Annotated in this window: 14 protein-coding genes and 2 riboswitches; of the genes, 9 read left to right on the top strand and 5 right to left on the bottom strand. The window is 49.8% G+C overall.

Annotated elements, in window-relative coordinates:
* Position 1 precedes the first annotated feature (1 nt).
* Positions 2 to 676 (bottom strand): 2-hydroxy-3-keto-5-methylthiopentenyl-1-phosphate phosphatase, encoded by a 675-nt coding sequence (locus SB752_RS02350; protein WP_410714129.1) that lies wholly within the window; start codon positions 674 to 676, stop codon positions 2 to 4.
* On the bottom strand, positions 673 to 1887 hold the full coding sequence (locus tag SB752_RS02345; RefSeq protein ID WP_410714128.1) for a 2,3-diketo-5-methylthiopentyl-1-phosphate enolase: 1215 nt from the start codon (positions 1885 to 1887) through the stop codon (positions 673 to 675). The genes SB752_RS02350 and SB752_RS02345 overlap by 4 nt, the downstream gene beginning before the upstream one ends.
* 151 nt (positions 1888 to 2038) lie before the next feature.
* Positions 2039 to 2148, bottom strand: a riboswitch (SAM riboswitch).
* Positions 2149 to 2330: 182 nt separating this feature from the next.
* Here SB752_RS02345 and SB752_RS02340 point away from each other — a divergent pair.
* From SB752_RS02340 to SB752_RS02300, 9 genes are all read left to right on the top strand, one after another.
* Positions 2331 to 2828 carry a sigma-70 family RNA polymerase sigma factor gene (locus tag SB752_RS02340; protein WP_410714127.1) on the top strand — a complete coding sequence of 166 codons (498 nt, stop codon included), beginning with the start codon at positions 2331 to 2333 and terminating at the stop codon, positions 2826 to 2828.
* Positions 2818 to 4020, top strand: a complete 1203-nt coding sequence (locus SB752_RS02335; protein WP_410714126.1) for an anti sigma factor C-terminal domain-containing protein — start codon at positions 2818 to 2820, stop codon at positions 4018 to 4020. Before SB752_RS02340 ends, SB752_RS02335 begins: the two co-directional genes overlap by 11 nt.
* A gap of 92 nt (positions 4021 to 4112) precedes the next feature.
* A riboswitch (SAM riboswitch) is annotated at positions 4113 to 4260 on the top strand.
* Positions 4261 to 4425: 165 nt separating this feature from the next.
* Complete coding sequence (gene mtnK, locus SB752_RS02330; RefSeq protein WP_410714125.1) at positions 4426 to 5655, top strand: S-methyl-5-thioribose kinase; 1230 nt, start codon at positions 4426 to 4428, stop codon at positions 5653 to 5655.
* Positions 5652 to 6692 (top strand): S-methyl-5-thioribose-1-phosphate isomerase, encoded by a 1041-nt coding sequence (mtnA, locus tag SB752_RS02325; protein WP_410714124.1) that lies wholly within the window; start codon positions 5652 to 5654, stop codon positions 6690 to 6692. The genes mtnK and mtnA overlap by 4 nt, the downstream gene beginning before the upstream one ends.
* Positions 6693 to 6831: 139 nt before the next feature.
* On the top strand, positions 6832 to 7401 hold the full coding sequence (locus SB752_RS02320) for a GNAT family N-acetyltransferase (RefSeq protein WP_410714123.1): 570 nt from the start codon (positions 6832 to 6834) through the stop codon (positions 7399 to 7401).
* 115 nt (positions 7402 to 7516) lie between these two features.
* Positions 7517 to 9259 carry an ABC transporter ATP-binding protein gene (locus SB752_RS02315; protein ID WP_410714122.1) on the top strand — a complete coding sequence of 581 codons (1743 nt, stop codon included), beginning with the start codon at positions 7517 to 7519 and terminating at the stop codon, positions 9257 to 9259.
* Between the two features lie 21 nt (positions 9260 to 9280).
* Positions 9281 to 11371, top strand: coding sequence for an ABC transporter ATP-binding protein (locus SB752_RS02310; RefSeq protein WP_410714121.1), 2091 nt, complete (start codon positions 9281 to 9283; stop codon positions 11369 to 11371).
* A gap of 37 nt (positions 11372 to 11408) precedes the next feature.
* On the top strand, positions 11409 to 12587 hold the full coding sequence (locus tag SB752_RS02305; protein WP_410714120.1) for an MFS transporter: 1179 nt from the start codon (positions 11409 to 11411) through the stop codon (positions 12585 to 12587).
* A gap of 123 nt (positions 12588 to 12710) precedes the next feature.
* Positions 12711 to 12848 (top strand): hypothetical protein, encoded by a 138-nt coding sequence (locus tag SB752_RS02300; RefSeq protein ID WP_289138210.1) that lies wholly within the window; start codon positions 12711 to 12713, stop codon positions 12846 to 12848.
* 81 nt (positions 12849 to 12929) lie between these two features.
* Here SB752_RS02300 and SB752_RS02295 read toward each other — a convergent pair whose 3' ends face one another.
* From SB752_RS02295 to sppA, 3 genes are all read right to left on the bottom strand, one after another.
* A complete protein-coding gene (locus SB752_RS02295) occupies positions 12930 to 13943 on the bottom strand; it encodes a CAP domain-containing protein (RefSeq protein WP_410714119.1) in 1014 nt (337 codons plus the stop codon).
* A 257-nt stretch (positions 13944 to 14200) separates the two neighbouring features.
* Positions 14201 to 14698 (bottom strand): RDD family protein, encoded by a 498-nt coding sequence (locus SB752_RS02290; RefSeq protein WP_410714118.1) that lies wholly within the window; start codon positions 14696 to 14698, stop codon positions 14201 to 14203.
* A gap of 15 nt (positions 14699 to 14713) precedes the next feature.
* The gene (gene sppA / locus SB752_RS02285; RefSeq protein WP_410714117.1) at positions 14714 to 15679 is read right to left on the bottom strand and encodes a signal peptide peptidase SppA; all 966 of its coding nucleotides are present in this window, start codon (positions 15677 to 15679) and stop codon (positions 14714 to 14716) included.
* Positions 15680 to 15690: the final 11 nt, after the last annotated feature.

Raw genomic sequence — 15690 nt, 5'->3', positions numbered from 1 at the left:
ATCAGACGACCTCCTGTTGCAATTGGATTTCTTTTAAAATAGCAATCACGTCGTGGAACGTGGCAAAGGTCTGATGAGGCAATTGCAGCTCCTCTGATTTCTGGGCGAGGAAGGAGCGTGCGATGACAAAATTAGCGATCTTTGCACCTGCCAAATCAGTGATGGAATCGCCGATGACGACGCGGTAGTGATTCGCTGAGTCATAGCGGCGAATGATGGTGGTCTTGCACATTCCACAGCCGTTTGTGCAGTGCTCGTCGCAGGAATGCGGCCACGTAATGGTAATACGCTCGCCTGAGAAATCACTGCCATTACAGTAGATAGGCACATCGGACAGATCGAACGGTGCGAGGATCGGCTCTACGAAAAAGTCGATTCCACCGCTCGTAATTAACAGCTCGATACCTTCGCTGCGGCAAAAGCTTACAAACTCCGCAAAGCCGGGACGAATAGAAGCTTCGTTTACGATATAGTCCACGATCTCTTGGCGCAGGGAAGAGGGGAGAAGCTGAAACAGCTTGCCTACCCCTTCCTGTACGCTAATTTTTTGGGAAAGGATTTGCTCGGTCAGCGCTTCCCACTCAAGGGGAGCAAATTTGCGAACAATCGCTACGATATTGTCTTTTTCCGTGATGGTTCCATCAAAATCGCAGAAGAGGACCAGCTTTTTGCTCATCGTCCGCCACCCCATTTCTCTAGGGCAATAGCCAGCTCTGGCGATTCGGACGCGGCATCCTGCAACGTACGTCCAGCAGTGACCCCCTGGATCGCAGCGACGAATGCTTTTGCTCCCGCAGTCGCTCCGCTTGGATGGCCGTGAATTCCACCGCCAGCATTGACGATTTGATCCAAGCCGAAGTCTGCAAACAGCTGTGGCACAAGTCCAGGATGGATTCCCGCGGACGGAACGGGGAATGAACGGCGAATGCCTTCCAGTGGTGCTGTGAGCTTTTGGGCAAGCTGGAGTGCTTCCGATTTGTCCAAGGCTACATTGCCGTACGGGGATGGGAACAGCACCAGGTCAGCACCTGCAATCCGCATCAATGTACCAAGCAAGAGCGGAGTGGCAATTCCGTAATCAGGCGATGGATAATACGCACCAGCCAATGCCGGGTGAGCCATGATGGGCACGCGAACATCAGGGTCCTGTGCCAGTCTGTGCAGAGCGTCAAAGCCAAAGGCCAGTACGTTGAACAACAGACAATCTGCACCAGCCTCAACTGCACGCTTTGCCTTTTCATTCAGCTCGTTTACAGGACCAGTCAGGTTGGCTGCATACAGGACAGGCTTGCCTGTTTCCGCTTCTGTTTCCACTGCAATTTGCTTGAACGCTTTGATTCGCTCCAGGAAAGGGGCACGATCATCTGCAAAGAAGATTTCGTCATCTTTGACCAGATCAACACCGCCCAATGCCTGGGCACGAAACTGCGTTTTCAAATCATCAAAAGGAAGGCCGAGGCAGGACTTGAAAATGCTCATCAGAAGAGGGCGATCGTGCGCACCTAAACGGCTGCGTAGTCCGTCGATTCCATATTTCGGACCAGGGAAAGCTGTCAGGAATGAATCGGGAAAAACGACGTCAACGAGCTTGATTTTCCCATCCATGGAGAGCTTTCCGAAAATGCCTGTCAACAGAGACGGAATATCTTGTGTAAAATTCCGAGTAGGGTAGCTGACGGTTATCAAACCACGAGTTTCCCCGTCCGGAAGTGTTTCAAGCGGGGTCGCACTTACGGCTTCGCCCAAATATGGCTGCAGCTCTGCTTGCTTGGCAGCGGGCAGGTCAGTCCATGATCCGACTGTCATTCCGACTGCGATCGCAGCTGCTTTTTTGTTTAGATCCTTGGCTTGTGTCAGATAGGTTACGAGGATGCGTTGCTCACTCATGCCAGGGCTAATCCTCCTTTTTGTTCGTGCAGGAAATGTAAAAAGCCTCCCCGTGAGTAGGGAGGCGGTTGTCGACTATAAAAGAGTCTTCGTCTCCTCTCATCTCTCGGGTCAGTAGCCGAGACGCGCAGAAGTGGTTCTCCTGTCTCGACTCTTATCCGTTGGAATTAGCACCGTTTCGCTATTCTATCAATCAAAAATAGAAGAGCGCCGGTTGCCGGGCATCATAGGGCCAGTCCCTCAGCCAGCTCGCGATAAGAGTAATATGGTTCACACGCTGCTAAATCGTGTGCGATACCATCATGATATGACGATCTGAACCGGGAGTCAAATTGTTTTTCCGCCAAGTGTGCACAAAAGAACAAAAGGAAATGTGGACGAAGTGAAACTTTTTTCCATTCCAAGCGTGGTAGTCAATGAAAGGGTGTGGAAGCGTTGGGAAAGTGAGCTTGGACGACGTGTACAAACTGCACGTAAACGATATATACCGCTACCTTTTCCGGCTGACACGCGATGCACGGCAGGCAGAGGACCTGGCGCAGGAAACCTTTTTCCGCGCCTTTTTGTCCCTGGACGATTACCACGGGGAAAAAGTCAGGCCGTGGCTGTTCAAGGTAGCGTACCACGCCTTTGTCGATTGGCATCGTAAACAGACGAAGCGACCCTTGCAGCTGGTAGGGCAGCTTCCTGAACAAGCTGACCAGCAGGTGGATGATCCTGCGGAAACTGTGGTGCACAAGGAAATGTGGGAAATGGCTCAGGAAATTCTTCTGCAGCTACCAGAAAAGCAAAAGCAGGTCATTCTGCTTGCAGCAGCTTCCTTTTCCTATGCAGAAATCGCAGAAATATTGGGTATCGATGTGGCTGACGTAAAGCGTTCTCTGTTTCGAGGGCGGCAAAAGATGCGAAAGTTGTGGAGGGATGGAGCAGATGGAGAATAAAGACAAAAATAGCAGGGATCAAAAGCTGCTCGCTTACCTGCGAGGAGAAATGACAGAGGGCGAGGAGCAAAGGCTCGGGGAAGAAGTAATCAGAGATGAGGAGTACGCCCAGCGATTGGAACGGCTTCTGCTGGGGGAAGAGCAAGGCACGGGCTCTGACCCAGGCAAAGAGGCCCCTGCCGCTCTTACAGAAGAGAAACAGCGGGCTATCATTCGGCGGGGTAAATGGAGGATGCGCCTATCGAATTCCGCGTTTACGATGGCGCTTGCCTTTTTTGCAGGTGTCTTGCTGTTTGTGGTGAACGGCTGGTTTGGTTCCCTGATGCACGACGATTTGTTCCGGGTCGCCAAGGATATGGTCAACTTCACGCAGCCGGGCGTGAGTGTAGGTAGCAGTGGCTCAGAGGTCGGTTTATTTTACGGGAAGATCAGGATGGAACTGCGTGAGCGGGTGGGGAGCGAGGACAAAAACGCCGGAAGCTTCGAAAGCACCAACTATTTGTGGAAGACAAGTGCCAAGCCAGAGTGGACAAACGGGATCAGGGAGCAAAAGCTCTTTTTCAGCTATCCGATTACGGGGCAGAAGGTGACGCTGGCGGACTCGGAGTATCTACGTACACCTGCCTGGACGACGATGGGAAAGCTGCCGGAGGGCACAGTATCTCAGCTGGCTATCTCCTTTGACCATTTTTTGAGCTACGAGGAATATTACTCGCTTATTTCCCGCTATGTTAGCAGTGATGCATATGAAACAGTCTGGTTTGCTGTCGATTCAGGGCAGGAGCAGGCACGCAGTGATGCTGGGGAAGGAGTTCGTCTTCTCGGCGCTGGTGACGTCTGGGGGTTTGCGGAGCGGGAGCTTAATTACGGGAATGCCCCGATTCTGGTCAATGGCGAAGGACTGCGCCGGGCAGCAGTTTATTTGAGCGAAATGAAATATCTTACCGAACAGGAGCGGCTGACCAATGAAATAGGGTTTAGCTTGGTTTCTAGGAGCAAGCCGCAAATTGCCGAGCGTTACCAGTACATGCAAAAAAATGGCGTCCGTATTTATGGTGCTGTTTTGACCGGACCGACCAAGGAGTTACTCAAGCTGCAACAGGAAAAGTCGATTACAGCGGCCTTTTTGGGCAAGGTGGACTGGTGGAATTGGGATCGCCCAGCTGCTTCCGGTACGCACTATAGCTGGTAGTAAAAATGGATGGGGGCAGCTGAAAAAGGGTGTTGACAGCGTGTAAGTGTGGCTGTATGATTCAAACTAAATCATAATTGCATACGATGGATACCTTATCCAGAGAAGGTGGAGGGACTGGCCCGATGATACCCGGCAACCGACATGACGCTCTTTGGTCGCTTTTGTAGCGATTAAAGTTTCAGGCGACGTGCACGGTGCTAATTCCTGCAGAAACAAAAGTAGTCTGGAAGATAAGGGGGACAAGGACACGTTTGTTTTGTACGTGACGACAGCGACCTCTTTTCTTCGGGAAAAGAGGTCTTTTTGCATGTCTGCAATGGCTACCGTTTGATTGCTAGACTGGGGCAAGCATCCAGTCCACTAGAGATAAATACAAAATGACATTGAGGGGAGTAATGAATCATGGCTTATCGTGCGTTGACCGAGCAGGAAGCAGTGGAGTACGTAAAGGGTTTGCCAGGTCTGTTTACTGAGGGAGCAGAGCTGACGAGTCACGAAATCGGGGATGGAAACCTCAATCTGGTGTTTGATATTCAAGAGAAAGCTACCGGAAAGAGCGTGATTGTGAAGCAGGCGTTGCCATTTGCGCGTGTGGTTGGGGAATCATGGCCGCTGACGATTGATCGTGCACGTATCGAGAGCGAAGCCCTGCGTATTCAGCACAAATACGTACCTGATCTCGTACCGGAAGTGTATCATTTTGACCAGGAGCTGGCTTTGACTGTAATGGAAAACGTCGGAGATCACGTCATTATGCGCAAAGGTCTCATCGAAGGGAAACGTTACCCCCTCTTTGCCAAGCAAATTGGACGTTTCATGGCGCAAACCTTGTTTTACACATCTGATCTCGGGGCGCATCCATACGAAAAAAAGGCGTTAGTCGGAACATTCCTAAATCCCGAATTATGCAAAATTACTGAAGATCTGGTTTTTACTGATCCTTATGAAAATGCACCAACGAATAACTTTAACCCGTTGATTCGTTCAGAGGTGGAAGCGATCTGGAACAACAAGCCGCTCAAACTGGAGATCGCCAAGCTTAAATATGACTTTTTGACTCGCGCAGAAGCGCTTTTGCATGGTGATTTGCATACAGGAAGCATTTTCATTACCGAAACGAGCTTGAAAGCAATCGATCCTGAATTTGCTTACTACGGCCCGATCGGCTTTGATATCGGTGCGGTCATTGCAAACCTTTTGCTCAACTACGCTGGTCAGCACGGTTTGCAAAAAGACCAAGGAGAACGGGACGCATACCGCGAATACTTACTGGAGATGGTCGAAGATGTTTGGAACGAATTCGTTTCCCAGTTTGTTCAGCTGTGGCATAAACGGGCTAAAGAACGCAGCGCTCACGTAGAAGGCCTCTGGCAGAGCTATGTAGAACGACTGATTCAGGACACTGCCGGTTATGCTGGATGCAAAATCCTACGCCGCGTGATTGGGCTAGCAGGAGTGGCAGATTTGAACGCCATAGAGGACGAGCAAACGCGTGCAGAAGCAGAACGTTTGGCGCTGGCTATTGGTGAAGCGCTGATTCTCGGCCGCGGCAATGTAGGCGAATCAACCGACATCACGGACATTGTCCGTACAGTGACCGCACGCTACTATCAGGAGGCTACAACAGTATGACAACGAGTACACAATTTGCGCCGGTCAAGTGGGAGAACGATTGCTTAGTTCTGCTTGATCAAACGCGCTTGCCAGTTGAAACGATTTATTTGAACCTGACAACATCCGAAGAAGTGTGGGCATCCATTCGCCATTTGCAAGTACGCGGAGCTCCTGCCATCGGAATGGCTGCGGCATACGGACTCTATCTTGGCGTTCGCGGCAGCGAGGCAGAATCGCACGAGCAATTTTGGAATGAATTGACCAAGCAGGCGGACTACCTGGGCACTTCCCGTCCAACTGCGGTCAATCTGTTCTGGGCGCTGGATCGCATCAAGACCCGTGTGGAAAAAGAGACAGGTTTGTCTGTTGCGGAGCTGAAGGCTGCGGTACTGGACGAGGCTTTGGCAATTCAAAAAGAAGATGCTGAAGTATGCCGGACAATCGGTGAGCATTTGCTGACGCTCCTGCATGATGGCATGGGCATTCTTACGCACTGCAACCCTGGCGCCCTGGCGACAGCTGCCTATGGAACGGCGACGGCTCCATTTTATTTGGCAAAAGAACGCGGCTGGAATCTCAAAGTATACGCAGACGAAACACGTCCAGTCCTGCAAGGCGCGCGTCTAACTGCCTATGAGCTCCAGCAGGCGGGTATTGATGTGACGCTGATCTGCGATAACATGGCAGCAATGGTAATGTCTCAAGGAAAAGTAGAGGCAGTTATCGTAGGGACAGACCGCGTAGCAGCAAATGGCGACGTAGCAAACAAAATCGGAACGTACGGCGTGGCTGTACTTGCCAAAGCTCACGGGATTCCGTTTTATGTCGCGGCTCCACTGTCCTCTGTCGATCTGGAAACAGCAACAGGTGCTGATATTCCAATTGAAGAGCGTCCAGCAGAGGAAATCACGCATGGACTCGGGAAGCAAGTCGCACCAGACGATATCAAAGTATACAATCCCGCATTCGATGTGACGCCTGCGAGGTACATCACGGCAATTGTGACGGAAACAGGCATTTTCAAGCCGGAGGAAATCGGCAACAGTAAAAAGTAAATATTTCTTACGTCCGCCTCGCTATAGAGGTGGGCGTTTTTTCATTACACACTTCTTGCCAAACGATTCGTCCTGCACCATAATCGAGCATAAATAAAGGATACACACCGAGGCTACGGACTAATAAGGAGGGTTTGGTATGAGGCACATCGTGATGACAGAGGAGTCGTATTTAAAGCAGTTAGAGCTAGCGGACGCGACAGAGATGTTTTGGCTGACAGATACCAACCGTGCTCATCTGAAGGAATGGCTGCCATGGCTCGATTTCACCAATCGGGTAGAGGATACAGCGGGATTTATTCAAATGACAATCAACCAACATAATAACAATCAAGGAACGCACTATGGCATTTGGTTCAAAGGTCGTCTGGCAGGGACGCTGGGCGTTCATAATCTGGACTGGATTAATAAAAAGACCTCGATCGGCTATTGGCTGGGGGCGGGATTCCAGGGCAACGGCTTGATGACGGAGGCAGTCGCTGTTTATATCGACAAGCTGATTTTTGGTTCATGGGGAATGGAAAAGGTAACGATTCATGCAGCGACTGAGAACTGGAAAAGCAGATTGATCCCGGAGCGTCTGGGCTTTCAGCTGGAGGGTGTACTGCGGCGCAATGAATTTTTGTACGATCACTATGTCGATCACGCGGTATACAGCTTGCTGCGCGAAGAATGGGATGATTTCAAGAATGGAAAAAAGTTAGATTGACAAGGAAAATTCAGTAAATTACGATGGAGTAAGTACAAAAAAGGGGCTGCGTGATTCGCGCGCCCTTTTTTAAGTGGAAGAAGAAATTGCCTGCAAATGAAATGAGGTGACGGACATGCAGACACTAAAACAACTGTCCTGGTTTTTTCGTGGACATTGGAAGCGATACGTTATCGGTATCTCTTTTTTGTTTTTGATCGATGTGCTTATGCTTTGGCCGCCTCGTCTGATCGGGGAGACGGTGGATTCGATTCGCAACAGCTCGTTGACCGTACCTGCTTTGACTAGGACGATGGTAATTTTGCTGGTGCTTGGTGTGCTTTTGTATGTGATGCGCTTCGTCTGGAGGTATTTGCTGAATGGTGGAGCGCTCTTACTGGAGCGGACCTTGCGTGAGCGGCTATTCTCTCATTTGACGAAGATGACGCCGTCCTTTTACCACCGCAAGCGCAGTGGAGATTTGATGGCTGTCGCGACGAATGATATTCCGGCGATTGAGCAAACGGCCAGTACCGGGGTGCTGACGCTTGTTGATTCCTTGTTCATGACGTTGTTGACGCTTGGCGTGATGGTCACTGTCATCGACTGGAAGCTGACTTTGGCTGCATTGATTCCGATGCCTTTTTTGGCGTGGTCAACCGCCTATTATGGAAAGCTTTTGCATGACCGCTTTTATTTGGCCCAGGAAGCATTCGGAGAAATGAATGACCATGTCCAGCAATCGGTCTCTGGCGTGCGTGTACTGCGTGCATTTGTTCAGGAAAAAGCGGATGTGGAGGCCTATCGGCGCGTCAGCGAGAAAACATTGGAGAGAAATGTGAGTGTATCGCGGATTGATGCCTTATTTGAACCGACGATCGCGATCATTATTGGATTTAGCTTTTTGATTGGTCTTGGGTACGGTACGTATCTCGTTTTCACCAGCGCGATTTCATTGGGCGATCTGGTCGCCTTCAATCTGTATCTCGGACTGTTGATCTGGCCGATGTTTGCTTTTGGCTGGCTGGTAAATGTACTGCAGCGAGGTGGAGCTTCCCACAAACGCTATTCGGAGCTTTTGGTGGAGCAGCCAGATGTAAAAGAAGCCGCAAATCCGGTAACGACTGTAGCCGCAAACACAGTGGAAGCACGTCAGTTTTCGTTTTGCTATCCAGGAACGGATAAGCCTGCACTCTCTGATATTTCCTTTGTTCTGGACGAAGGGGAGACACTTGGGATCGTCGGTCGCACGGGAAGTGGGAAGTCGACGCTTTGTCGCTCTCTCTTGCATCAATATCAAATGAATGAGGGTTCACTTTTGGTTGGCGGTGTACCGATTGAAAAGCTCTCCTTCCATGAACTGCGGGGAAAAATCGGGTACGTTCCCCAGGAGCATTTGCTGTTCTCTCGCACGATTGAGGCAAACGTCGCTTTCGGTCGTCGAGATGCTACGAATGAGGAAATCATTCGTGCGCTGGAGCTGGCTGAAATGAAAGGCGATTTGGCGCAGTTCAAGGACGGTCTGCAGACGATGGTGGGAGAAAAAGGTGTTACACTCTCGGGCGGACAAAAGCAGCGTATTTCTATTGCCCGTGCATTGCTGGTCGATGCCGACATTTTGATTTTAGACGATTCATTATCCGCGGTGGATGCTCGCACAGAGGAAAGTATTCTGCGTCATCTGCGGCAGGAGCGTGCAAATAAAACAACGATTATTACGGCCCATCGCCTGTCTGCCGTTCAGCATGCCCAGTTAATCCTGGTACTGGACGAGGGCAGGATCGTGGAGCGAGGGACGCATAACGAGCTGATGCAAAAAAATGGCTGGTATGCCGAGCAGTACCGTCGCCAGCAGATGGAGCAGGATGTCACCGGGTAGAGAGAGGAGGGAGAGCGTTTCATGAGCGGGCAAAATGTGTGGCGGCGGCTAACGGATTTCGCCAAGCCGTTTCAAAAGCAAATCATCGGGGCGCTGTTTTTGCTATTGCTCGGGACCAGTGCGGAACTGGCAGGCCCTTTTTTAGCGAAAGTGATGATTGACAACCATATTCTCGGGATTCAAAAGCCTTGGTATGAGCTGCAGGATAAACCGCAAGCAGCTGCAGAAGCTGCCGTATCGCTAAACGACAAGTACTATGTGCGGGAAGATTTCATAGAAAAAACGGGTCTTTCTCTGGATGAATTAAAGAAAAGTCAAATGACGGTGCTGGCAGAAGGCACCACCTACTATCTGGTGACTGGTCATGTGGATCAAAATGGGAAAAAACAGATTACCCTGTTGGCACAAGAAAACGGTCGTGAGCGCGTAGAGGTAGTCAACACAAATGAGCAGGCGGGTACGAGTGCGACCTATACAGCGATCAAGCTAACTGCCGATGAAGTAAAGGCGATGTATAGCAGTGATATGCTGCCGATCGTGTGGTTGTCTGTTGGGTATGCGGTGCTGATTTTATTATCTGCGGGCTTCAACTATATTCAGATTCTGTGGCTGCAGACGATTGCACAGCGCATCATTCAGCAAATACGGATGAAGCTGTTTATTCACCTGCAAAAGCTACCGGTTTCTTTCTTTGACAAGACTCCAGTAGGCGCACTCGTTTCCAGAGTCAGTAATGATACGGAGGCAGTGCGTGAGTTGTATGTAAGCGTGCTGGCTACTTTTGTACAGAATGGGCTGTATTTGATCGGAATATTGATTGCCCTGTATATTTTGCAGCCAGAGCTGGCGCTGTTTTGCTGTTTAACAGTGCCCGTACTTGTTTTACTTGTGTTCTTTTATCAAAAGTACAGCTCTCGTTATTATGCGATTATCCGTGCACGTCTTAGCGATATGAATGCGATGATCAACGAGATGATTCAGAACATGTCGATCGTGCAGGCGTTTCGTCGTGAAGCTGGCGTGCAAAAAGAGTTTGCCGATGTAAATGAAGCGTATTTCAAGGTGAGATTGAAAGAGATCAATCTGGAATCGTTTTTGCTCAGACCGGCGGTGGATCTGATCTGGAAGGTTTCGTTGACCTTGATTATTTGGTATTTCGGTTCCACTTCTTTTCACAGTGCGATTTCCTTCGGGGCGCTGTTTGCCTTCGTGGATTACATGGGGCGTTTCTTTGAGCCGATCAACATGATTATGGGGCGGTTGTCTCAGCTGGCACAAGCGACGACCTCGGCCAAACGCGTCTTTGACATTTTGGATACAGAGCCAGAGTCGGAGACAGCAGTTGCAGGGAAACAAATCAGTCGCCCACAAGGTGAGGTCGTTTTTGATCACGTATCCTTTGCATATAGCGGCGATGAATACGTGTTGAAAAATGTCTCCTTCACGGCAAAGCCAGGTCAGACAATTGCGCTGGTTGGACATACGGGCTCCGGGAAAAGCTCGCTGATGAACCTTTTGCTCGGGTTTTATCCGGTTTCCAAAGGCCGTATTCTTATCGATGGGGAAGACATGAAGTCCATCGACACCCACGCATTGCGCCAGCATGTCGGATTAGTTTTGCAGGACCCGTTTTTGTTTACGGGAAGCATCGGCTTTAATATCCGCATGTATAATGAAGCGATTACGGACGAAAAAGTCAGAGCTTCCGCTGAGGCAGTGCGCGCTGATGAATTCATCAAGCAATTGCCAGGTGGCTACGATGAGCCAGTGGTGGAGCGTGGGATGACCTTGTCTGCAGGACAGCGTCAGCTGATCTCGTTTGCCCGCGCGCTCGCTGCGGACCCGGCGATACTGATTTTGGACGAAGCGACCGCCAGCATTGACAGTGAAACAGAGCTGGCCATTCAGGAAGCATTGCATGTGCTATCCAAAGGCAGGACGACATTCATCATTGCTCACCGCTTGTCTACGATTCAACATGCAGATCAGATTCTGGTTCTATCCCGCGGGGAAGTAACCGAGAGAGGAACACATGAAGAACTGATGGAACAAGATGGGCTGTATCGGAAAATGTACCAGTTGCAGCAGGGTAGTAGAGTCGAAGTAAGATAGAGAAATAGAGAGAGCTATCGGAGAGGAGTTCAACACCATGTCTTCAACGCGTTACACCTTTTGGGTGTTGATTTTGGTAGTATCAATTGCGGGGCTCAGCCAGGGCCTTAGCATTCCACTTTTAGCGGTATTGCTGGAACAGCAGGGCGTATCAACCGTCATGAACGGGCTGAATGCGGCAGCGCTATACATCGGGATGGTGCTGATTTCTCCCTGGCTGGAAATACCGCTGAGAAGAATCGGTTATCGTTCTACCATTTTAATAGGAATGGTCTTATTGACGATTGCAACTGCACTGATTCCCCTTTTCAGCCATTTGATCGTGTGGTTCTTTTTGCGGATGCTGATGGGGATCGGGGATTCGAGCTTGCATTACTCCAGCCAAATGTGGGTGACAAAAATCGCATCTCCCAAAACGCGTGGACGCGATCTTTCCATGTACGGCTTGGCGTACGGAGTTGGTTTCAGTGTAGGACCACTTGGGTTAAATCTGTTGCCGCTTGGCATTTGGGTACCATTTGGGACGCTGCTGGTTTTGTATATTGTTGCCTTTGTGCTTTTGGCTCGCATCAAAAATGAATTTCCGGATAAAATCGTGCAGACCGAGAAAAAGCAAAATAAATATGCGACTGTGCTGCGTGTAGGTTGGCTTGCACTGATTCCTTCGTTCCTGTACGGCTTTATGGAAACGTCCCTGAACGGAAGCTTTCCGGTTTATGCATTGCGCACAGGCTTGTCGATTGAATGGGTGTCGTTGATTTTGCCATCCTTCGTTGTGGGAAGTATCATTTTGCAAATGCCTTTGGGCTCCTTAAGCGATCGGATCGGTCGAAAGCAAGTGATGCTGGTTTGTGCGATCGTCGGTGGAATTGCCTTTTTCCTGTTCCCACTGTCAGGGGAAAATGTGTATATCATGATGCTGCTCCTCGCGATTGCAGGTGCAGCAGTCGGTTCCTTTTATTCACTGGGGCTTGCGTATTCCGCTGATTTATTGCCAGCCTCGATGGTACCGACCGCAGGGATTATAGCCGGAATCAACTTCGGTGTCGCCAGTATCATGGCTCCAAACGTGAATGGGGTGCTGATGCAGGTGTGGGAGCCGTGGACAATTTTCTGGCTGATGGGTGCACTGTTGATTGTCTTTGCGGCAGCGTGTTTATTTAACCGTCAAGCCAACTCAGACAAGGACCAGCTCCAGGTACAACTGCAAAAGTAGAAAGTGTGAAAAGCATCTTCTGTAAAAAGAAGGTGCTTTTTTTTTTGTAAAAAGCATAAACGGGCTCAAGGGGGGGAAGCGTATGTATATAAAGTAGAACTGTTAGTGGAAGGGGTTGTCCTGATGCTTACTCCATGCATTTTTAAACGGGGGATCATCTGGATCTTGTTTTTTGTACTCAGTCTGATCATCATTCCGTTTTTTGCGGAAGACGGTCCGACTCCGCAAGCTCCCATCACGCCTCAAGTAAAGGTGCAATAGCCCTTATATCATTTGCCAAGAAAAAAGACACGCCTTGTTGTTTAACGAGTAGGCGTGTCTTTTGCGTATTCACTTCACTTTTTATCTGGTTACAAAGTTTTGCGTGTAGTACGGTCGCCCTTCTTTGAACACGACACCGATACCGAGCTGCTTGAATTTGTTGTCGAGCAGATTTTGGCGGTGTCCAGCCGAGTTCATCCAGCCCATATGGACTTCGATGCCATCGAGTTGGCCGTACGCGATGTTCTCTCCAGCGTACCCGTACAGGATACCCGCATGCTTCAAGCGATCAAAAGGGGAGCCTGTAGATGGGGAGGTATGGCTGAAGTAGTTATTTTTGGCCATGTCACTGCTGTGTGAGCGGGCAACTGCTGCCACGCCCTCGTCCCAGGACAGGAGCGGTAGCTTGGCACGGGTTCTGGCTACGTTCAGCAGGTCAAAATTTTCTTTTTCATAGGCGCGTGCAGCTTGGGCGATTTGCTCCTCTGTCAGCTTCGGTTGTGCAGGGAGCTGTGTATACGAGATTGGGTACATCAGTCCCATCGCGATCGTGGCGAAATATTCTGGCGTCGAAATTCTGACACCTGCGACTTTATTTCCGCCCAGCTGATCGATGGAAAAAGTGATGACTTGCTTGTTCAGCAAATATGTCGGATGACTTAGTGTATTGTCTCGGATATTGAGTGTTGGTGTGATGGCGAGGGTGCTTTTCGGTGCTCCCCACGCATTTTGGATGGCTGTTGTTGGGGCTCCGATCGTGACGCCTTTTACATTCAGCTTGGCTCCATTGGAAAACAGTGTAACGACCTTTGCGTTTTGAATACCTACTTGTATGTAATTGCCCAGATCTCCATTATAAATCCACCATTCAACACCCGTGTGGCTAGCGTCTTTGCGAGCAGGCTTGCCTAGCTTTTGTTCAAGCTGGACTGTGCTCATCCCGAGCTCAATTCCGTATACGGAAATGGCGTTGGTAGCAGCTGCTTGAGTAGATGCAGCTGGTGTGATGGTTGTTGCCAAGACTGGTGAGAGCTGACCGAATATAGCCAGAGAAAGGCTTACGGCGAGGATGCTGGTTACTTTCGCTTTTCGCATAAATCTACCTCCTCGGTATGTTTGCGCCATTCACAAAATTGTATCGGCAGGAATGGGAATCAACAATAGGGACAAGGCAGGAAAAATTTGTCGAAAAAAGGAAAGTCTCAGCCGTGACAAGCTCGATAAAACGTATGGATTGGGGACAAGAACTGCTTGGAAAAGGAAAAACAAACTGCAGTCAACAAAGTGCGAGTCGACTGCAGTTTAGGTAAAAAGGACCAAGAAAATAGGTGCTTAGTCCCGTGGTGAAGAGACTATTTTCGATCCCAGATTACATAGGTCCTGGCAATAAGATCGTGCCAGCCCTGTTTTTGAGAATTCCAGCCGACCCACATATAGCCAAGTCCAAAGGGAAGGAAGGACAGTGTTTTGCCAATAACCTCACGCAATAGGACCTGCCCCGCTGTCAAATTGGCACGAGCATGACGACCACTTATGACACGGATACCTGTAATCATTTTGCCAAGTGTCTGACCTGTCCACCACGTCAGGAGTACCATGTAGAGCAGGTTAAATAAAACCTCCAAAAGATCGATCATTGAGAAGGAGTAGTCCGCAACTCCAAGTAGACGTCGCAACGGATTGAAAATGAGCAGACTGATCCCAATCAAAAACAGTGAGTCGAGTAAGGTTGCACAAACACGAATCCAAAATCCTGCGAAATGATGATGGTACGCAGGCTCCGGGACATTCGTTTGATCGGGAGCTGGCTGTCGGTTCAAATCATATGGATCATGGGGCCGCTCATTCATAGCGCGCGCACTCCTTTAGGGCATAAATTGGTACAGCAGGCGGGGAGAGCTTTCTCGCTCCAAAATACGGGAGAGTCCTAGTGGATCTGGATTGGACCAATACTGCTTCATGCTGAAAAGCAGCTTGCTGAGGGTGAGCTGGTCAGCATAACGAACGACCATGGCTTCCGGGGCGCCGGACAAGGAAAGTGCATAGTGCGTGGCATCCTCCAGATCACCAAATTGGTCAATCAACCCGAGTCTTTTTGCCTGTTCGCCTGAATAGACGCGTCCGTCCGCGATTTCAAGAACGCGTTGGCGGGAGAGATTGCGTCCATTTACGATGACATCAACGAATTTGTTATAGCTTTCGTTCACCAGCGTTTGAAAGATTTGACGTTCTGGGTCCGTCAGAGGGCGAGAAGGACTGCCGATATCTTTGAATCGCCCGCTTTTTATCGCATATTGGTGAACTCCCAGTTTGTTTGCTGCTTCGCTGTAATTCACCAGATTAAAAATCACGCCGAGACTGCCAGTCAACGTATTCGGATTCGCAAAAATCATATCTCCTGAGGTCGCCAAATAATAACCGCCGGAAGCTGCGGTGGAGCCCATGCTGATGACAATGGGAATATGCCGGACTTGCTTCAGACGCAAAAGCCGTGAATGAATTTCATCAGTAGCGACGACTTCACCGCCCGGACTGTCAATGCGCAGAACCAGTGCTTTGACGCTGTTGTCCTCTTCTACACGTCTGAGCTGTTCTCCAAGCAGTTCGGTCATGGAGGGAACTCCTGCGGCATTTTGCGTGCCTGAGATGACGCCACTTACGAATAGCTGGACGATTTTGTCGTTGCCGTAGCCTGACACGACATTTTCTTCCCATGAAAATCCCGGGTGATCACGCAGAGCAGTGTATGTACCTGCGATTCCTTCTACAGTAATGCCTGCTAAAAAGACGAAGAGCACAATGACGAGTGCGGTCCATTTTTTTCGATGCATGAAAGTTCACC

It is taken from the genome of Brevibacillus sp. SIMBA_040, from assembly GCF_046535075.1.
Taxonomy (GTDB): Bacteria; Bacillota; Bacilli; order Brevibacillales; family Brevibacillaceae; genus Brevibacillus.
The sequence above is the reverse complement of the archived record's forward strand: the minus strand, read 5'-3'. Positions and strand labels throughout refer to the sequence as shown.

Bases quoted from the DNA above. Each gene is read 5' to 3' on its own strand.
- SB752_RS02290 (WP_410714118.1), bottom strand. From the start codon at position 14,698: ATGAATGAGCGGCCCCATGATCCATATGATTTGAACCGACAGCCAGCT.
- SB752_RS02295 (WP_410714119.1), bottom strand. From the start codon at position 13,943: ATGCGAAAAGCGAAAGTAACCAGCATCCTCGCCGTAAGCCTTTCTCTG.
- SB752_RS02310 (WP_410714121.1), top strand. From the start codon at position 9,281: ATGAGCGGGCAAAATGTGTGGCGGCGGCTAACGGATTTCGCCAAGCCG.
- SB752_RS02335 (WP_410714126.1), top strand. From the start codon at position 2,818: ATGGAGAATAAAGACAAAAATAGCAGGGATCAAAAGCTGCTCGCTTAC.
- SB752_RS02320 (WP_410714123.1), top strand. From the start codon at position 6,832: ATGAGGCACATCGTGATGACAGAGGAGTCGTATTTAAAGCAGTTAGAG.
- mtnA (WP_410714124.1), top strand. From the start codon at position 5,652: ATGACAACGAGTACACAATTTGCGCCGGTCAAGTGGGAGAACGATTGC.
- SB752_RS02350 (WP_410714129.1), bottom strand. From the start codon at position 676: ATGAGCAAAAAGCTGGTCCTCTTCTGCGATTTTGATGGAACCATCACG.
- SB752_RS02305 (WP_410714120.1), top strand. From the start codon at position 11,409: ATGTCTTCAACGCGTTACACCTTTTGGGTGTTGATTTTGGTAGTATCA.
- SB752_RS02315 (WP_410714122.1), top strand. From the start codon at position 7,517: ATGCAGACACTAAAACAACTGTCCTGGTTTTTTCGTGGACATTGGAAG.
- SB752_RS02345 (WP_410714128.1), bottom strand. From the start codon at position 1,887: ATGAGTGAGCAACGCATCCTCGTAACCTATCTGACACAAGCCAAGGAT.
- mtnK (WP_410714125.1), top strand. From the start codon at position 4,426: ATGGCTTATCGTGCGTTGACCGAGCAGGAAGCAGTGGAGTACGTAAAG.
- SB752_RS02300 (WP_289138210.1), top strand. From the start codon at position 12,711: ATGCTTACTCCATGCATTTTTAAACGGGGGATCATCTGGATCTTGTTT.
- sppA (WP_410714117.1), bottom strand. From the start codon at position 15,679: ATGCATCGAAAAAAATGGACCGCACTCGTCATTGTGCTCTTCGTCTTT.